Below are 18,924 nucleotides of genomic sequence, written 5' to 3'. Positions count from 1 at the left end.
CAATCCAACTATGGAACTTAAAGATAAATTAGTATCTTCCTTCATGGCATTTGAGGATTTAATAGATATAGATTCTCCTGTGCATGATATAAGAACTGAAGCTATAAAAACATTTGAGACTAAAGGCTTCCCTACAAAACGACTAGAAGCCTGGAAATATACATCCCTTAATTCCATTTTAAAGCCTAATTACAGTGTGTTTCCAAAGCATGAAAACGCCTTGGAATATGGTGATGTAAAGCAGTATTTTATTCACGACATAGATTCTTATAAAATTATATTTGTGGATGGAAAGTACTCTTCCCACTTATCGCAAACCACTCACGAGGGTATTGATGTCTGTTTAATGTCTGCGGCTCTAAGCAAACCTAAGTACAGATTGGTCATTGATAACTACTTCAATAAAATTGCTGGTAAAGACAGCCTGTCTTCATTGAACACAGCTTTTTCTGCCGAAGGCGCTTATATACATATTCCGAAAAATAAAGTGGTAGATAAACCAATTCAAATCTTACATTTTTCTACAGGAAACGAATCGGCTTTAATGTTACAACCACGTAACCTTGTGGTGGTAGATGAAAATTCACATGTTCAGATTATCGAGCGCCACCAAAGCTTAACAGAAAATCCAGTACTTAATAATAGCGTCACAGAAATTTACGCAAATAAACGTGCTATTGTAGATTATTATAAAATCCAGAACGATAGGCAAACAGCTTCATTGATTGATAACACCTTTATTAACCAAAAACAAGAGAGCGTTGCCAAGGTACACACCTTTTCATTTGGCGGGAAACTTACTAGAAACAACCTTAATTTCTTTCAAAATGGAGAGCGTATAGACTCAACAATGAAGGGTATTACTATTATTGGAGATAAACAACATGTAGATCACAATACTTTAGTACATCATATTGAGCCTAATTGCGAAAGTCATCAAGATTATAAAGGCATATTCGATGATAAGGCTACTGGTGTTTTTAACGGAAAGGTCGTTGTTGAAAAAGAAGCCCAAAAAACAAATGCTTTTCAGGCCAATAACAATATTCTTATTAGCGATAAAGCAAGCATAAATACTAAACCACAATTAGAGATTTTTGCAGACGATGTTAAATGTTCTCACGGATGTACCATCGGCCAATTAGATGATAGCGCCATGTTCTATCTCAGGTCTAGAGGTATACCAGAAAAAGAAGCAAAAGCGTTATTGATGTTCGCTTTTAGTAATAACGTACTAGACTCAGTTAAAATACCAGAAATAAAATCAAGGATTACTAAAATTATAGCCAAAAAACTAGGTGTTAATATAGGGTTTGACTTATAGATGAACGTCACAGAAAAAAATATTGATTTTAACGTAGAGTCTATTAGAAAAGACTTTCCAATACTTCGTAGAGAAGTCAATGGAAAGCCCTTAGTCTATTTTGATAACGCAGCCACATCTCAAACACCTCAGCAGGTTATAGATGTTATTGTAGACTACTATAGTAATTATAATGCCAATATTCATCGTGGTGTACATAGTCTCAGCCAAGAGGCAACGGATGCCTACGAATTGGCAAGACAAAAGATTCAAACGCACTTTAACGCGGCACAGCCGCACGAAATTATTTTCACCTCAGGAACTACACATGGCATCAATTTAGTGGCCAATGGATTTACTTCTCTTTTAAATGAAAAGGATGAACTTATTGTGTCTGCCTTAGAGCATCATAGTAATATTGTCCCATGGCAAATGCTTTGCGAGCGTACTGGTGCTAAATTGCATGTTATCCCAATGAACCAAAATGGTGACTTGGATTTGTCCGAATACGACAAATTATTGGGTCCAAACACAAAACTGGTTTTTGTAAATCATATTTCTAATGCCCTTGGCACTATTAATCCTATAAAAGAAATAATTAATAAAGCACATACGGTAGGAGCAGCGGTTTTAGTAGATGGTGCACAATCTTGCCCTCACATAAAGCCAGATGTACAAGATTTAGACGTTGATTTCTATGTGTGTTCAGCGCACAAAATATGTGGCCCTACCGGGATTGGAATGTTGTACGGTAAAGAAAAGTGGCTAAAAACATTACCCCCGTATCAAGGTGGTGGTGAAATGATAGCAGAAGTTACATTTAAAAAAACAAGCTATGCAGATTTACCCCATAAGTTTGAAGCAGGAACACCAAATGTATGCGGAGGTATAGCTTTTGGTGCAGCATTGGACTACATGAATGCTATTGGTTTTGATGCCATTGCTAATTATGAAAACGAACTGCTTGATTATGCCACTAAACTTTTATTGGAGATTGAAGGCGTAAAAATCTACGGAACGGCTAAAAAGAAAACCTCGGTCATTTCTTTTAATGTTGGTAATATTCACCCTTATGATATTGGTACATTACTCGACAAAATGGGAATTGCTGTGAGAACAGGACACCACTGTGCACAACCAATAATGGATTATTATCAAATCCCTGGCACTATTAGGGCTTCGTTTATGTTCTACAATACAAGAGAGGAAATTGATTACTTTATTTCGTCTTTAAAAAAAGCCGTTTTGATGTTATCCTAATAGTTTGGCATCAAAAGTGTAACTTAGAGTTGTAAAACAATTTTTAATGAGATTTCTTTCAGGCCTAATAGTTTTTGTTACCATTTTGGGATCATGCAAATCCAAAGAAGCCATGGTAACTACCTCAGATAAAGATATTGCAGCTATTAATGAAACTAAGGATATGGTTATCGCTGATGAAACAAACATTCCTCAATACAACAAAATTGCTGTAGCCTACAGGTCATCAACACGAGGCGTTTTCGAATACACTTATATTTCCGAGGAGGAAACTATGCTCACAGAAGACCGTAATTTTAAAAATACAAGAACCTATCCCACTAAAAAAGAAGATTGGCAAGCCATTTTAGAGTTCATCATAGCTGTTGACGAAGACAAATTCCGTAACCTTGAAGCACCAACAAGCATGAGACATTATGACGGTGCACCGCACGCAACGTTATCTATTATTAAGGGTGATGAAGAACTTATGACGCCTAGTTTTGATCATGGTCACCCTCCAAAAGAAATATTAAACTTTGTGGCTAAAGTACTATCCGTTAGGGATAACCTTATAAAACAATAGCTATTTTGTAACTTTGTAATAAAAATTGCCAATTATGACAATAGAAGAAGTGCAGAACGAAATTATTGATGAATTTTCAATGTTCGATGATTGGGAGGAGCGCTACCAATACATGATTGATTTGGGTAAAACCCTACCGCTTATTGAAGATAAATTCAAAACAGATGACCATATCATAAAAGGTTGCCAAAGCAAGGTTTGGGTCCATGCTGAAATGGACGATAATAAAGTAAAATTCACAGCAGACAGTGATGCCATAATTACCAAAGGCATTATTGCCATCTTAATACGCGTTTTTTCAAACCAGAATCCAAAAGCTATTATTGATTCCGATACTGATTTTATAGACCAAATAGGTCTAAAAGAACATCTATCGCCCACACGTGCTAACGGTTTGGTGAGTATGATAAAACAATTAAAAATGTATGCTATTGCATACCAAACACAATTGAACTAAAATGAATGACACAACAATAGATACTACAGTACTTGGTGACAAAATCGTAAGAGTTCTCAAAACCATTTTCGACCCAGAAATCCCAGTTGATATTTATGAGCTTGGTTTAATCTACGATGTTTTTGTTAATGAAGACTCTGAAGTAAAGATTTTAATGACATTAACGTCTCCTAATTGTCCTGTAGCAGAAACGCTTCCTTTGGAAGTTGAAGAAAAAGTAAAGTCTATCAACGAAGTTAAAGACGCAGAGGTTGAAATAACCTTTGACCCTCCTTGGTCTCAAGACCTTATGAGTGAAGAGGCAAAATTAGAATTAGGAATGTTATAACCTCATGGCTAATGAACACTGTCGGAATTGATGCTATAGCGTTTTACGTACCTCAATTATACGTGCCAATCTCAGATTTGGCAAACGAAAGGGGAATACCTGCTGAAAAATTAGAAAAAGGACTTGGCCTTAAGAAAATGGCAGTTCCAAATTTGGGCGAAGATGCGGCAACATTCGCTGCAAATGCACTTCTTAATTTAATTGAACAGAACAATATTAACCCAACAGAAATCGGCCGCGTATATCTTGGAACCGAAAGTGCAATCGACGGTTCTAAACCCACCGCAACATATGCTGTTGAAATTGTAGAAAATCAATTAGAGAGCACTTTTGGTAGACGCAGTTTTAAACATTGCGATATTCTCGATGTGACATTTGCCTGTGTAGGTGGTGTTGATGCTTTGCACAATAGTTTAGATTGGGTAAAACAGAGCCCAGAACGAAAAGCTGTTGTCATTGCTTCAGATTTCTCAAAGTACGATTTAAATTCTACTGGTGAATATACACAAGGAGCAGGGGCCGTTGCCGTTTTAGTCAGCCACAATCCGGCAATTATAGAGATAAAGGATACTTGGGGCGTCGCTTCAAAAAGCGAAGGCGACTTTTTTAAACCACGACGGACTTTCAAAAAAGCAGACTTATTAAAATCTGTATTTAAAGAACTTGGTTTGGATGATTCCCACGATAAGATAGCAGCATTCCTTGAAGTTTCTAATTCACCTTTTTGGTCAGAAGCTAGTGATGTTGTGGAATTATTTAAGGAAGAACCCGTTTTCGATGGGCAATTTTCCAATGCCTGCTATGAAGACCGCATAACAGAAGCCCTTGATCATTTTAATTGCCAAAAAGCCACAGATTATTTAAATGCGTGGTCCAAAATAGTGTTTCATTTACCTTATGCTTATCACGGTAGACGAATCATTTTCAGCAATTGGCTCAACTGGATAAAAGCCTCCAATGACATGAAATCGTTGGAACAAGAAATCGGATGTCAAACGGAATCTAATAACAAGGATTGGCTTAAAAAAGCGTATAAATCTCAAAAATACCAAGACTTTGTTACACAAAAAATTAGCCAAGGAGAATTGGCATCTTCATTAATAGGAAACATGTATACCGCATCCATTTTTATGTCCTTCTTAAGCCTATTATCACATGCTTTAACTACAGGTGAAAATTTGGATGGTGCGAATTTTGGTTTTATTGCATATGGTAGTGGTTCCAAGTCCAAAATTTTTGAAGGAACCCTAGCTAAAAACTGGAGTGAAAAAATAAAAAATGTAAGGTTATTTGAAACCCTTAATGATAGAATAGCAGTAGATATTTTGACTTACGAGAAACTTCACAAATCACAATTAGCAGAACCAATATTAAATGGAAGTTCAATTAGTTTAGATTACGTTGAGCAAGAAGAAACCAATTACGGTCTTAGACGTTACAAAGTAAAATAAAATGGCAGAAGAGATTATAAACAGAGTTGCTAAAAGTAAACTCAAGGTCATAGATTTAGAAGACTATTATCCCAATGGGCAACGTGTTCTTTTTGATATTAAAGATTGGCTGTATGAAGGATTGGTTTTAAGAGAAAAAGGCTTCAGGGCTTCTGTTGCAGAGCACGACTGGTCTCAATATAAAAATTGCTATATAGCATTACACTGCTCAACAGAAGCCATAGTACCGGATTGGGCATATATGCTCATTTCTGTTGAACTTCAAAATTATTCTAAACTCACAGTAGTTGGATCATTAGAACATTTAGAATCTATAATTTATTCAGAGATTATAAATAAACTAGACGTTACTAATTATAGTGAATTACCTGTAATAATAAAGGGTTGCTCTCATAAGCCAGTGCCCACTAATGCCCTAGTTCTGCTTACCCAAAAGCTTAAACCTATTGCTAAATCTATAATGTTTGGAGAGGCCTGTTCTTCTGTGCCACTTTATAAAAAGAAATAACAAATTTAATTGTGACCAATGAAATATTTATTGGTCTAACAGAGTAAGATTAAAGCCGTACGGTTATAAGTATTTACTGTCAAAACTGTATATTTGCTGACATTTATTAACTATAATTAACTAAAACCTAATTAATTAAGATGAAAAAATTACTCTTATCAACATTAATAATGTTTGTGTTTTCGTTAGGGTTTGCTCAAACTAAAGAGGAGCTTGAGGCTCAAAAAGCAGAAAAACAAGCAGAAGTAGACAAATTTCAAGGAGAGGTGGATGCAATTCAGGCTCAAATTGATGCTCTTCCAGGATGGCACATTGGCGCCTTTGGTACTATAGGCGGAAGCTTATCTCAATTTAACAATTGGTATGCGCAAGGTTCACCAAATAATGAAGCTGGTAGTATTGGTTTTACAGTCAACGGTTTTGCTAATAAAATTGAAGACAAATATTTTTGGAAAAACGCACTAACCCTAAATCTTAATTGGATTAAGTTTGATGATAAAGATGACCCAAATGATGATGATAGCTTTAGAGCAGCTACAGATGTTTTTAACCTATCATCTCTTTATGGCTACCGAGTAAGCAACTCTTGGGCAGTCTCGGTATTTGGAGAATACCGTACTACTATAATAGACAATTTTAATGATCCTGGATACCTTGATTTAGGTGTTGGTATGACATGGACACCGAACGCAGACTTAACCGTTGTGATTCACCCCTTAAATTACAACTTTGTCTTCTCCAGCGGTAATACTGTTTTTGATTCATCACTTGGTGCAAAGATTGTTGCAGATTATACCAAAACTATTGGTAAATTAAACATAAAATCTAATCTCTCAGTATTTCAAAGTTATGAGGATAGTAACCTTTCTAACTGGACATGGACCAATTCATTTGGATACACCTTATGGAAAAATTTTGGTTTAGGTTTCGACTTTGGTCTAAGAGACAATAGACAAGAAGCGGTTAACTTTGCCCAATCTAACTGGGATCCTACTGGTCCTAGTGCAGAACCTAACTTTGACAATGTTGACAATGATCTACAGTCCTTTTGGACGTTTGGTTTAAGCTATAAATTCTAAAATAGCATTATCATAAAAAAGAGGTCTAAATTAGACCTCTTTTTTTTATGTAATATCTTCAACATCTGGATAAAGAAAATTGTTATAGGGAAAACGGGTTACATGAATTTCTCTCACTTCTTTATAAACTCGTTTTCTAAACTCATCTAGATTATCTTTATTTAAGGCAGAAATAAATAACGCTGTCTCTCCTACTTTAGACATCCAAGTTCTCTTCCAATCTTCGATAGTATAATTTGCTTTAGTTATTTCGGTATCATCATCTATGGGTTCCGACTTATAGGAATCAATTTTATTAAATACCATTATTGTCGGTTTATCCTTGGCTTCAATTTCATCCAATATTTGGTTAACCGACTCAATATGCTCTTCAAAATTAGAATGAGAGATATCTACAACATGAAGCAATAAGTCTGCCTCGCGTACCTCGTCTAAGGTACTTTTAAAAGATTCTACCAATTGCGTAGGTAGTTTTCTTATAAATCCAACCGTATCGCTCACGAGAAAGGGTAGATTCCCAATAACAACCTTGCGCACAGTAGTATCTAGTGTGGCAAAAAGCTTGTTCTCTGCAAAAACCTCGCTTTTACTAATAACGTTCATTAGCGTCGATTTTCCAACATTTGTATAACCTACGAGAGCCACTCTCACCAATTTACCACGGTTACCTCGCTGAACGGCCATTTGTTTATCAATGGTCTTAATTTTTGCCTTTAACAAAGCAATTTTATCTCTAACAATTCGGCGGTCTGTTTCTATTTCTGTTTCACCAGGACCTCGCATTCCAATTCCTCCTTTTTGGCGTTCAAGGTGTGTCCACATTCCTTTGAGACGCGGCAGTAAATATTCGCACTGTGCTAATTCTACCTGTGTACGTGCATAGCTTGTCTGGGCGCGTTGGGCAAAAATGTCTAAAATAAGATTTGTCCGATCTAGAATTTTACAATTAAGGATTTTACTGATATTGCGTTCTTGGGCAGGTGACAACTCATCATCAAAAATAACAGTCCCAACCTCGTTTTCTTTTACAAATTCTTGCACCTCTTGCATTTTACCCGACCCAATAAAGGTTTTAGGGTTTGGCATATCCATTTTTTGAGTAAAGCGTTTTACAACTTCACCTCCTGCAGTGTAGGTTAAAAACTCCAATTCGTCTAAATACTCTTTAGAACGCATTTCGTCTTGGTCTTTAGTAATAATACCTATTAAAACAACAGTCTCTAGAGCAATATCTTTCTTTTCAATCATAATAAACTAAAGCACAAAGGTAAACAAATGGATATTTCTTATACCGTAGTAAAATTCTATATTTACAGGTATGACTGACAAAAACATAGATTCTTATACCATAGCGTTTTACAATATTGAAAACCTATTTGATACGGTTGACGACCCAAGAACAAATGATGACGACTTTCTGCCGTTTTCAAAAAAACGCTGGACCAAAAAACGTTATACTAATAAACTTATTAAAATAGGAAACGTTATTTCTGAAATTGGTGATGATAGTTCTTCATATGCACCTATTATTGTTGGTTTAGCCGAAATTGAAAACAAAACTGTTCTATCTGATTTAGTCAATATCAAAACACTAAAAGATGAAGAATATAGTTTTGTACATTTTGACTCTTCTGATGAGCGCGGTATTGATGTAGCCTTGCTCTATAAAAGTGAGATATTTAAAGTTTACAATTCTGATTCTTTTTCGGTGTATTTTGAAGATGAGCTTGGACAACGCGATTATACAAGAGATATCCTCTTAGTTCAAGGTAAATTGGAGAATGAAAATATAAGCATCCTCGTTAATCATTGGTCCTCTCGCAGAGAAGGTGAGGAAGAAACTAAACATAAACGCCTGGCAGCTGCTCATAAAGTAAATGCTATAATTGAGAATATTCATTTGACCAATCCAGATGAAAAAATCATTGTAATGGGCGATTTCAACGACAATCCAGATGATGATAGTATAAGATTGATTGAAACTGAAAGTCAACTATTTAACCCATTTAAAACCATATGGTCTAGAGATAAAGGTAGCCTTAACCACAACTTTCAATGGAATCTTTTCGATCAAATATTATGTTCTACTAATTTTTTAAATTCAGCCGATTCTCCCATATCATTTAAAACTGCTGATATATTCAATAACAAGTTCTTAACGCAGTATCACGGCAAGTATAAGGGACAGCCTTTTAGAACCTATGTAGGTAAGCGCTACAAAGGAGGTTATAGCGATCACTTCCCTGTCTATCTTAGCCTAAAAAAAGGCTAAGTTTCTTTTCAACCATTTGTCGATTATTACGGCCGTTAATCTATTATAACAATGTTAACAGACTGTTAATTGCCATTTTTTATATATTCGATTTGGTTAATAAAATTAAGCTTTTATCCAATTTTCGCCCCCAAACCGATATTTTAAAAATCAATCCTTTATAATGCTTTGATTGTAAAGGATATATAATTTCTAACAAACCAATTAATAATGAAAAAAGTTACTTTGTTTTTATTCATTTTTGGATGTTTCTTGTCGTTAAGCGCACAACATGTATTCAATCCTATAGCTGGGCCAATTAATGTACCCTCAGGAACACCTCCCACAGTAAGTATCAATGACAGTGGCAACGGTTCTTCAGCCCCAGCGTCAAGTACTGGGACCTATAATGCATTCTCAATATCTGTGGATTGGGTCAATGGATTTAATGCCTGGTCTAGCGAAGCTGATTTAACTATTACAACTTCTGCTGGAAATGTAACTATAGACCCTCCCTCTTCTGGAGCCTTAGCTGGGGGCGGAAATACTACACTAACCTTTGACGGTGAATTTACTGGTTTTTATGACCCTACAACCGACGGTTTGTTAGAACTAACTTTAAACCAATCCTTTGGCGGCTCTGATGCGAATTGGTCTAACATCGTGGTTACGATTTTTGAAACGCCGACCTGTCCAGAACCTTCTAATCTTGTTGTTTCAGGAATTACACCTGATAGCGCTGACGTTGATTGGACAGCGGGCAATGCAGAAACCACTTGGCTTTTAGAGTGGAATGGTGGTGCTGATTTTACGCCTGGAAATGGTGAAGAAGAAGGAGCAGCTACAATTAACGGGACACCCTCAGGAACGTTATCTGGTTTAACTCCTTCTACACAGTATTTTCTATACTACCTGGCTGAATGTGGTCCTGGAGATAATAGTCTTTGGGTAGGGCCAATAACTTTTACAACACTAAATGTTCCACCTCCAGCGCCTGTTGGGGTGACTTGTAGCTCAGGTGATTCATCATTTGTTTATACAGCTGAATTTGATGCTTTTGATGGTTGGACAGGAGATTTAACAACTACAGATCAATCTGGCTTCTGGGAAATCCCAGGTGCTTCTGGGTCCTTAGATACAGGTCCTGATAATCCTTTTAGTGGAGCAAATTATATGAATTATGAAGCTTCTGGAGGTGCTACAGCCACAGCATCTGCCGTAAGTCCGGCCATAGATTTAACAACTGCAACTGACGGTGCTGAACTTTCATTCTACATGCATGCCTTTGGTGAAGATATGGGGACTTTAAATGTTGGTGTAGGAACCTCTCCAACTGGACCTTTTACAACGGAATTTACATGGATCGGTGAACTTCAAACCTCAAACGCAGCCGATTGGGTGCCGGTAGGTATAAACCTTGATACCTATTTAGGACAAATAATATATGTAGAGTTTAGCCATACAGGTACTGGTGATTTTAATGGAGATATGTCCATTGATTTAATGCGCGTAGAAACTTGTGGGTCATTCTGTATTGCTCCAAGTAGCATAATCGCAGACAATCTCACAGCAAATTCTGCAGACATTTCTTGGGCTGCGAATAATGGTGAAACGTCATGGGAATATGTAGTTCAACCAGCTGGAACCGGAGAGCCTGCAAGTGGTAATTCAGTTACAACAACAACAGTTACCGAAACCGGTCTTATGCCATCTACAGATTATGAAATTTATGTCCTGGCTAATTGTACCTCAGGAAATAGTCTTTGGGCTGGACCTATAAATTTCACAACACCAATTCAAACGGATTTTGTTTTGGATTGTGCAAGTGGCGGTCCAGTAACCCAAGATTATTGTTACGAGAACGGTGGCGCCACCAACCCTGTTATTTTTACGTTTTCAAGTAATGATGGTACATCATTAAATCTAACCTTTAATTCTGGTAATGTAGAAAATACATGGGACGAACTTGTAGTATTAGATTCAGATGGTACACCATTCCCTGGGTTTGCACCTACAGACAATAACTATGGAAATGCAGGAGATATTAGTGGAATAAGCCTACAATCAACAGGCGACACTATTTCCTTTTACATTAACTCGGATGGCTCTGTAAGCTGTGGTAGTGGAAGCACTGCTCTTGCTGGAGGAATTAACTATACGGTAAATTGTGCAACATGTACTAATCCGGTCGCAGACTATGTTGTTGTGAGTGACTGTATCAATGGACCACAATTTTTAGTTGATGTAGATTTAACCGACTTAGGAAGTGCATCTTCTGTTATTATTAGTGACAACGTAGACCCTGCAAATGACCAAACAGTTTCAGGGACTGGAGTTTATACCTTTGGGCCTTACCCTAATAATACTGATGTTGTAATTTCTGTAGCCAATGCCACCGATAGTAATTGTATAGTATCTAGCCCATCTTTAACTCAAGATATATGTACTGAAACATTCTTGGATTGTGCCAATGGAGGGCCTGTCACTCTTGATTATTGTTATGATAATGGTGGTGCAGCCAACCCAGAAATTTTAACTTTTACAAGTTTAGATGGTACACCTCTTAATTTAACCTTTAATTCTGGTTTTGTTGAAAACAACTGGGATGAACTCGTTGTTTTGGATTCTGACGACACTCCGTTCCCTGGATTTGCGCCAACTGACGATAATTATGGAAATAACGGTAATATTGGTGGTTTAACTTTCCAGTCTACTGGTGATACAATTTCCTTTTATATTAACTCCGATGGATCCGTAAGCTGCGCTAGCAGCGGCGCTCCACTATCTGATGGAATTAATTATACTGTAGCTTGTGCAACATGTATAAATCCACAAGCAACTTATACAGTCATTGATGATTGTGCTAACGGTGATCAATTCTTAGTTGATGTCAATGTAACAGATCTTGGAGATGCGACCTCTCTTACTATATCTAATAATATCAATGGTGATACTGTAGATAATGTTACTGCAACAGGGATATACCAAGTAGGGCCATTCCCATTCTTACAAGATGTTATTATTACAATTAGCAATGACCAAGATGGAAATTGTGTGATTAATAGCCAAGCCATACAATTATTAGCATGCCCTCCTGTTAATGATAATCCATGTAATGCAGCCATTGCTGTGGTTAATGCAGACGAGTCTTGTACCACTTCAACGCCTGGAACGATTTTGGCAGCTACGCCTTCAGGTGTACCTCCTGGAAGTTGTGCTGGTGACCCAGATGATGATGTTTGGTTTGAGTTCGTTGCATTGGGAGAACAACAAATTATTCAAATTGAAAATATTGCTGGAGGTACATTTAATTTAGATCATGCCTTATATGAAGGTACATGTGATAATCTTACCGAGATTTATTGTTCTCCTGACGACTTTAGTTTAACTCCAGGACTCACAATAGGTAATACATATTATATAAGAGTTTTCTCTGCGGGTTCTGTAGATGAAACTTCAACCTTTGATCTTTGCATCAGTACTTTAGGTGAACCAACATTTTGTTTGGATGCTTTGCCAATTTGTGCTGATCCTAACATAGACTATCCAAGTGTAGTTGGCGATCAGGTAGCGCCTCCTTACCTAGATTATGATTGTCTAGGGTCTCAGCCAGATCCTCAGTGGAATACTATTTTATTTGATGACCCTGGAGATTACCAATTTAGTTTAGACCAAGTTAGTAATACGGGTGCACCTCTTGATATTGACTTTATTGTTTGGGGGCCATTTGTTGATCAACAAAGCGGTTGTGTGGAATTAATTACGCCAAATATTGTGGATTGTAGTTTCTCACCAACAGCCTCTGAGACTATCAATTTAAATAATGTACCTGCTAATTCAACATATGTCATTTTAATTACTAACTTCTCACAACAACCAGGAACATATACCTTTACTCAAGATTCTGGTCCTGTAGACGGTACCAATTGCGATGTGGTTTGTGATGTTGTACTTGAAATTGAAGGTGCTCCAATTGATGACGATGAACCAGATTTAGGCACACCTGACGAAATTTTAAACTATTGTGGTTTTGATAGTGTTACCTTAGAAGCCACTACTTTTTATGATGTTGATCAATACGTATGGTATCAAGACGGCTTTGTAATACCTGGTGCAACGGATCCTACATATGTAGCTTCTGAATCCGGTACTTATCAAGTGCAGGTTCTCGGAGGTATTTGCGATCAAAGTGAAGTTTACTTCTCAGCTTTAGCAGAACTTAACTTCTATGATGACCCAGGAAATGTAGATCCATTTACTGAAGAAGTATGTGATGGCCCTGAGGCCGATGGTTTTGAAGACTTTGATCTAGATGCTATTTCTGCATCATTAGGTTTCGGTCCGGAATTTACAATAAGTTTCTATACCAACTTATCAGACGCAAATCAAGCTATAAACCCGGTAAGTTCACCTTATAATACTTCTGGAGAAACACTAATTATTAGAATTGAAGATAGTAATGCGGCTAATGATGGATTCCTGGGCTGTAGAGAAATTTCTGAAGTAGAATTAGTCGTTTTAGCTACACCGGCCATAGGTGTACCTATAGACCTTGAAACCTGTTCAGCCAATACTACGGCAGAATTTATGCTTACAGATAATGATACCGTTATTTTGAATGGTGCAGATCCAACAGAAGTAACTCTAACATATCACAACACCTTAGCAGATGCAGACACTGGAACAAGTGCCCTTTCATCTCCATATACAGGTGCTAACGGTGAAGTAATTTTTGTAAGGTTAGAAAACAATACTACAGGATGTTATAATACAACCTCATTTAGCTTAATAATTAACGCACCGTCTCAGACAGCCTTGAGCCAAGACATTGAGGAGTGTGACGATAATGATGGTATGTTAAATGATATTGCCGATTTTGACCTAGATGCGCATACAACTATTGTTTTAGACGGACAAGACCCTGCTAGTTATAACGTAACATACCACAGCTCTCAAGAAGACGCAGAGAATAATGTTGATGCCTTGCCAGGATTATATTCTTCTGGTAGTACAACCATTTATGTTAGAGTAGAGGATATTCTATTACCAAACTGTTACGTGGTTAATTCCTTTAACCTAGTAGTATTAGATGAAGTTACGGCTACCATAAACACAGACGTATTCTACTTTGATACAGAGACTAATGAATTCTTATTATGCCCTGAGGCCGACTCTGGAGTTGTATTGACAATTTTACCTAATGATTTCACCGCATCAGAAGTTACTATTGAGTGGCTTATAGATAATGCTACGATTCCAGGTGAAACGGACTTGTCAATTGAAGTATTTGAAGAAGGTGATTATTCAGCCATTATTACTTTAAATACCACAGGATGTTCTTACACTCTAACTGCACCAGCGGTAACAGAATTTGAGAACTGTGTTATTCCTCAAGGGATTTCTCCGGGAGTTTCCATTGGGCAAAATGACACATTCGATTTAAGATATTTTAATGTAAGGACCCTTCAAATTTTTAATAGAAACGGTACACTTGTCTATTCTAAAGATAATTACAGAGACGAATGGGTTGGACAAACCGATGATGGTGAAGAATTACCAGTAGGAACATATTTCTACACCATGATTTACGAAGGAGGTACAAAGACACGTACCGGATGGATATATATTAATAGATAATCAACTAACAGAATCAACTTACTAAAATGAAAAAACTTTCTATTATAGCGGTTTTGCTTTTAGCACTGCAAGTTCATGGGCAACAAGACCCACAGTTCACCCAGTACATGTACAATATGAACATTATAAATCCGGCTTATGCTGGTTCCAGGGAAGGTTTATCCTTTGGTCTATTATATAGGAATCAATGGTCGCAAATTGATGGTGCTCCAGAGACAGGAACATTCTTTGGTCATTCACCAATTGGTAACAATTTGGGACTAGGATTATCTGTTATTGCAGACCAATTAGGACCGGTAAGAGAAACCAATACCTATGTTGATGTGTCTTATACCCTCAAATTGGGAGGAGAACATCGCTTAGCATTTGGTGTAAAAGCTGGCGCAACCTTTCATGATATCGGATTAGCCAGTATTGACCTCATCGACCCTGATGATCCTTTTTTCCAAAATATTAACGAAACAACTCCAAATATTGGCGCTGGATTCTTTTACTATACAAACAAGTATTATCTAGCTGTCTCTGTGCCAAATATGCTTGCTTCTGTTCATTTAGACGCAAACGGAAATAAGATTGGATCTGAAACCCAACATTATTTTGTTACGGGTGGGTATGTATTCGATTTATCTCCTAATACAGAGCTTAAACCTTCATTTATGGTGAAATCCTCATTTGATGCTCCAACATCTTTTGATGTTAACTTAAATGCACGCTTTTTTAAGAAATTTGAAATAGGTGCCTCTTACAGATTAGACGATTCTTTTTCTGGTTTAGTGAATTTTTCACTTTCAGAATCTGTTAGGGTAGGTTATGCCTACGATGCGGTTTCCTCAGATATTAAGGCTTTTGCGCCAGCATCTCATGAAGTGATGCTGCTGTTTGACCTTAATTTCCCAAAACGCGTTTCACGTTCACCAAGATACTTTTAATCAGTTAAGCTAATCCATTATGAAAAACTTTAAAACACTATTATTTATCGCACTGATGAGTAGTTTAAGCTTAACTGCTCAAGATTCCAATACCAAAAAGGCAGACAAACAATTCTCTCGTTTTGAGTTTGTAAAAGCCGCTGAAAGTTATAATAAACTTGTAGAAAACGGCAAAGCTACGCCTTATGTATACGCGCAATTAGCCGAGAGCTATTACAATATTTTTAATACTGTTGAGGCTGAACGCTGGTATGCCAAAGCCTTAGAAACTTCTGACGATCCAGAATTAATTTATAAGTATTCCCAAATGCTTAAAGCCAATGGTAAGTACAAAGAATCAAACACGCAAATGGATAAGTTTGCATCCATGCGTCCATCAGACGATCGTGCAACGGCGTTTAGAAAAAATCCTAATTACCTTCCTAAAATATTAGAACAAGGAAAGAAATTTAACGTACAGAATGCCAGTTTCAATTCTGAACAATCAGATTTTGGTGGCACAACGAATGATGGAAAACTTTACATTGCATCAGGAAGAAATGACAATAGAAAAACCTATGGTTGGAATGCTCAGCCCTTCTTAGATATTTACAGATTAAATAAAAATTCTGATGGTTCATATCAAGAGGCGGAACTGATGAATGATAAAATTAATACTAAATACCATGAAGGTTTAGTCTCATTTTCTCCAGACGGTCAAACTATGTATTTCTCTAGAGAAAGTTATTTCGAAAAAGACTTTCAAAAGGATTCTTTGAGTAAAACTCGCTTTAGTCAACTATATTTATTCAAAGCTACTAAACTTGGTTCGGACTGGGATACCGTTGAGCCACTTTCAATTAACAGCGAAAATTATTCTGTAAAAAATCCATCTGTAAGTGCAGACGGTAGTACTTTATATTTCGCTTCTAATATGCCAGGAGGTTATGGCAACTACGATATTTATAAGGCTTCTATTAACTCCAACGGTAGTATTGGAGAGCCTGTTAATTTAGGTCAAAAAGTAAATACTGAAGGACAAGAAATGTTCCCTTTTATTAGCAGTAAGAACATTCTGTACTTTTCCTCAGATGGCCATCTAGGCCTCGGAGGTATGGATGTATTTTACACAAAGGAAATTGACGGTAAAATGGCCCCAATAAGAAATGTAGGTATCCCAATTAACAGTAATGGCGATGATTTTGCTTTTACCATTGATGAAGAAGCTGAGGAAGGGTTTGTATCTTCTAATCGTGATGGTGGTCAGGGAAGTGATGATGTCTTCGCATTTAAAAAATTACAACCACTTTGTGATGTCCTTATCATGGCAACCGTATTAGATGATAAAACACGTGAGCCTGTTAGTGGAGCTTCTGTATCATTATTTGATTCAGAGGGAAACAAAATTGTTTCTAAAATGACTAATGCCGATGGTGTCGCCGAGTTTATTGTAGAATGTGAAGAGGATTCAGAACTAGAAGTAGTAATGCAAGACTATAACAGCAAAAAGGTAATGGTAAAAGGCACCAATGAGGAAGAACAAAATGTTCAAATTTCGCTTGATCCAATTGAAAAACTAATTGTTGCAGACAAAATAGAATTAGATCCTATTTTCTTTGAGTTCGATAAATATAATATTACTGCTGAAGCGGCATTTGAGTTAGATAAACTCATTCAGATAATGAACAAATATCCAGATTTAGTTATTAAAGCGACATCTCATACAGATATTAGAGGCCCAGAAAGTTATAATGCCCAGTTATCTGAAAAGCGTGCTAAATCCACAGTACAATATGTGATATCTAAGGGTATAGACGAATCTAGAATAACTGCCGAAGGTAAAGGTGAATCTGAACCTAAAATTGATTGCACCGGTGGATGTACAAAGGAACAACACCAAGAAAATAGAAGGTCAGAATTTATAATACTCAGTGGAGGACCAGGGGCATAATAATTGCCGAAACCATAAATTAATAATAGCCTGTTATTTACAATAGCAGGCTTTTTTATTTACCAATGTTTGTAGGGTTTAGTAGCTAATTGGGAGTTGTAATACTTAACATTTCCAGTCACTTCTTTTCCCAACCAGCTAGGCTTTTCAAAAATATCATTTTCTGTATTGAGTTCTATTTCTGCGATAATTAATCCCTCATTTTCTCCTAAAAATTCATCTACCTCGAATATATATTCACCAAGGGTAATCTGGTATCGAATCTTTTCAACTATTCCAGGCTCACATAATTCTAACAGCGACTCAGCTTCCAATAAAGGGATTTCTTTTTCCCATTCAAAACGTACGAGACCGTCTTTAAAGGATTTCCCTTTAATAGTTAACACACCTTTTTTTTCCAATATTCTAACCCTTACAGTTCTCTCTTTATGACTATTTAAAAATCCCTGAACGATTCTATATTGATGGCTTACCTCATACTTAAATGAAGTATTTAACACTAAAAACTTACGCTCTATTTCAATTGCCATTATTTGCTATATCTTTAATTATGTTTGATGGGATTATTCCAGATAATCTGTTGCTTTTGGGTAAAACGGCCATGGCTAGTGCTAAGGTTGTAGATTGTATAGATTGATACCGTCTAAATTGTCCTATTAACAAGGGATTTATAAAATTCATAAGCCCTTTGAACAAAGCCTCTCCTAAGCGAAATTCATTACGCTTCCCCATAATCAAGGAAGGTTGTAAAACATAGGTCTGTGGTATTTCTTGTGCTAATACTGCAAGCTCCATTTCTCCTTTTATTCTATTATAAAATATGGGGCTATTCATATTAGCGCCTAAGGACGACATTACCACAAAGCATTGAATATTATTCTTTTTACTAAGCTCTGCTGCTGCTACAGGAATACCATAATCAATGTCCTTATATGTTGCTTTATTAGGCGTTTTTGCCTTAGTAGTGCCCACGCAGCAAAACACCACATCGGATTTAAAAATTTCTTCTTTATTTCTTAGTTGAAATAGATCTAAGATATGCTCCTCTAATTTGGGATGATTGATCCCTAGGGGTCGTCGCCCAAAGACCAAAACCTTTTCATAATAACTATCACTTAAAACGTAGTTTAATAGCTGGCCTCCTGTTAGTCCTGTTGCTCCTAAAATAATAGCCGATTTTCCCATGAATTACATTCTCTTTGCTAAAGATATTATAAATTTGAAAG

Annotated in this window: 15 protein-coding genes; 12 read left to right on the top strand and 3 right to left on the bottom strand. The window is 36.7% G+C overall.

The features are described from left to right. Positions 1 to 10: 10 nt before the first annotated feature. From sufD to J4050_RS01270, 8 genes are all read left to right on the top strand, one after another. Positions 11 to 1,324, top strand: a complete 1,314-nt coding sequence (gene sufD, locus J4050_RS01305; RefSeq protein ID WP_208152131.1) for a Fe-S cluster assembly protein SufD — start codon at positions 11 to 13, stop codon at positions 1,322 to 1,324. Next, the gene (locus tag J4050_RS01300; protein WP_208152130.1) at positions 1,325 to 2,563 is read left to right on the top strand and encodes an aminotransferase class V-fold PLP-dependent enzyme; all 1,239 of its coding nucleotides are present in this window, start codon (positions 1,325 to 1,327) and stop codon (positions 2,561 to 2,563) included. Positions 2,564 to 2,609: 46 nt separating this feature from the next. Next, positions 2,610 to 3,128, top strand: coding sequence for a hypothetical protein (locus J4050_RS01295; RefSeq protein WP_208152129.1), 519 nt, complete (start codon positions 2,610 to 2,612; stop codon positions 3,126 to 3,128). A gap of 34 nt (positions 3,129 to 3,162) precedes the next feature. Further along, positions 3,163 to 3,585: a SufE family protein gene (locus J4050_RS01290; protein ID WP_208152128.1), complete on the top strand. Its 423-nt coding sequence runs from the start codon at positions 3,163 to 3,165 to the stop codon at positions 3,583 to 3,585. A 1-nt stretch (position 3,586) separates the two neighbouring features. Next, positions 3,587 to 3,913: a DUF59 domain-containing protein gene (locus J4050_RS01285; protein ID WP_208152127.1), complete on the top strand. Its 327-nt coding sequence runs from the start codon at positions 3,587 to 3,589 to the stop codon at positions 3,911 to 3,913. A gap of 11 nt (positions 3,914 to 3,924) precedes the next feature. After that, the gene (locus J4050_RS01280) at positions 3,925 to 5,364 is read left to right on the top strand and encodes a hydroxymethylglutaryl-CoA synthase family protein (protein ID WP_208152126.1); all 1,440 of its coding nucleotides are present in this window, start codon (positions 3,925 to 3,927) and stop codon (positions 5,362 to 5,364) included. A gap of 1 nt (position 5,365) precedes the next feature. Next, complete coding sequence (locus J4050_RS01275; protein ID WP_208152125.1) at positions 5,366 to 5,872, top strand: DUF2480 family protein; 507 nt, start codon at positions 5,366 to 5,368, stop codon at positions 5,870 to 5,872. A gap of 140 nt (positions 5,873 to 6,012) precedes the next feature. Further along, entirely contained in the window at positions 6,013 to 6,951 is a 939-nt protein-coding gene (locus tag J4050_RS01270) for a DUF3078 domain-containing protein (RefSeq protein ID WP_208152124.1), read from the top strand. A gap of 45 nt (positions 6,952 to 6,996) precedes the next feature. Here the strand turns inward: J4050_RS01270 and hflX are convergent, their stop codons facing one another. Continuing rightward, positions 6,997 to 8,199 carry a GTPase HflX gene (gene hflX / locus J4050_RS01265; protein WP_208152123.1) on the bottom strand — a complete coding sequence of 401 codons (1,203 nt, stop codon included), beginning with the start codon at positions 8,197 to 8,199 and terminating at the stop codon, positions 6,997 to 6,999. Between the two features lie 70 nt (positions 8,200 to 8,269). On the opposite strand from hflX, the gene J4050_RS01260 reads away from it, so the two are divergent. From J4050_RS01260 to J4050_RS01245, 4 genes are all read left to right on the top strand, one after another. Then, positions 8,270 to 9,223, top strand: a complete 954-nt coding sequence (locus J4050_RS01260) for an endonuclease/exonuclease/phosphatase family protein (protein WP_208152122.1) — start codon at positions 8,270 to 8,272, stop codon at positions 9,221 to 9,223. 210 nt (positions 9,224 to 9,433) lie between these two features. Continuing rightward, complete coding sequence (locus J4050_RS01255) at positions 9,434 to 14,839, top strand: FIDD domain-containing protein (protein ID WP_208152121.1); 5,406 nt, start codon at positions 9,434 to 9,436, stop codon at positions 14,837 to 14,839. Between the two features lie 26 nt (positions 14,840 to 14,865). Next, the gene (locus J4050_RS01250; RefSeq protein ID WP_208152120.1) at positions 14,866 to 15,768 is read left to right on the top strand and encodes a PorP/SprF family type IX secretion system membrane protein; all 903 of its coding nucleotides are present in this window, start codon (positions 14,866 to 14,868) and stop codon (positions 15,766 to 15,768) included. 19 nt (positions 15,769 to 15,787) lie between these two features. Further along, entirely contained in the window at positions 15,788 to 17,698 is a 1,911-nt protein-coding gene (locus J4050_RS01245) for an OmpA family protein (protein ID WP_208152119.1), read from the top strand. Positions 17,699 to 17,757: 59 nt separating this feature from the next. On the opposite strand, the gene J4050_RS01240 is transcribed toward J4050_RS01245, so the two are convergent. Together J4050_RS01240 and J4050_RS01235 are read right to left on the bottom strand one after the other, a co-directional pair. Then, a complete protein-coding gene (locus J4050_RS01240) occupies positions 17,758 to 18,228 on the bottom strand; it encodes a CYTH domain-containing protein (RefSeq protein WP_208152118.1) in 471 nt (156 codons plus the stop codon). Further along, positions 18,218 to 18,883 carry an NAD-dependent epimerase/dehydratase family protein gene (locus J4050_RS01235; RefSeq protein WP_208152117.1) on the bottom strand — a complete coding sequence of 222 codons (666 nt, stop codon included), beginning with the start codon at positions 18,881 to 18,883 and terminating at the stop codon, positions 18,218 to 18,220. The genes J4050_RS01240 and J4050_RS01235 overlap by 11 nt, the downstream gene beginning before the upstream one ends. Between the last annotated feature and the right edge of the window lie 41 nt (positions 18,884 to 18,924).

The organism is Winogradskyella pelagia (assembly GCF_017581965.1).
Taxonomy (GTDB): Bacteria; Bacteroidota; Bacteroidia; order Flavobacteriales; family Flavobacteriaceae; genus Winogradskyella; species Winogradskyella pelagia.
The sequence above is the reverse complement of the archived record's forward strand: the minus strand, read 5'-3'. Positions and strand labels throughout refer to the sequence as shown.

Bases quoted from the DNA above. Each gene is read 5' to 3' on its own strand.
- J4050_RS01300 (WP_208152130.1), top strand. From the start codon at position 1,325: ATGAACGTCACAGAAAAAAATATTGATTTTAACGTAGAGTCTATTAGA.
- J4050_RS01250 (WP_208152120.1), top strand. From the start codon at position 14,866: ATGAAAAAACTTTCTATTATAGCGGTTTTGCTTTTAGCACTGCAAGTT.
- sufD (WP_208152131.1), top strand. From the start codon at position 11: ATGGAACTTAAAGATAAATTAGTATCTTCCTTCATGGCATTTGAGGAT.
- J4050_RS01280 (WP_208152126.1), top strand. From the start codon at position 3,925: ATGAACACTGTCGGAATTGATGCTATAGCGTTTTACGTACCTCAATTA.
- J4050_RS01260 (WP_208152122.1), top strand. From the start codon at position 8,270: ATGACTGACAAAAACATAGATTCTTATACCATAGCGTTTTACAATATT.
- J4050_RS01235 (WP_208152117.1), bottom strand. From the start codon at position 18,883: ATGGGAAAATCGGCTATTATTTTAGGAGCAACAGGACTAACAGGAGGC.
- hflX (WP_208152123.1), bottom strand. From the start codon at position 8,199: ATGATTGAAAAGAAAGATATTGCTCTAGAGACTGTTGTTTTAATAGGT.
- J4050_RS01285 (WP_208152127.1), top strand. From the start codon at position 3,587: ATGAATGACACAACAATAGATACTACAGTACTTGGTGACAAAATCGTA.
- J4050_RS01245 (WP_208152119.1), top strand. From the start codon at position 15,788: ATGAAAAACTTTAAAACACTATTATTTATCGCACTGATGAGTAGTTTA.
- J4050_RS01290 (WP_208152128.1), top strand. From the start codon at position 3,163: ATGACAATAGAAGAAGTGCAGAACGAAATTATTGATGAATTTTCAATG.
- J4050_RS01295 (WP_208152129.1), top strand. From the start codon at position 2,610: ATGAGATTTCTTTCAGGCCTAATAGTTTTTGTTACCATTTTGGGATCA.
- J4050_RS01255 (WP_208152121.1), top strand. From the start codon at position 9,434: ATGAAAAAAGTTACTTTGTTTTTATTCATTTTTGGATGTTTCTTGTCG.
- J4050_RS01270 (WP_208152124.1), top strand. From the start codon at position 6,013: ATGAAAAAATTACTCTTATCAACATTAATAATGTTTGTGTTTTCGTTA.
- J4050_RS01275 (WP_208152125.1), top strand. From the start codon at position 5,366: ATGGCAGAAGAGATTATAAACAGAGTTGCTAAAAGTAAACTCAAGGTC.
- J4050_RS01240 (WP_208152118.1), bottom strand. From the start codon at position 18,228: ATGGCAATTGAAATAGAGCGTAAGTTTTTAGTGTTAAATACTTCATTT.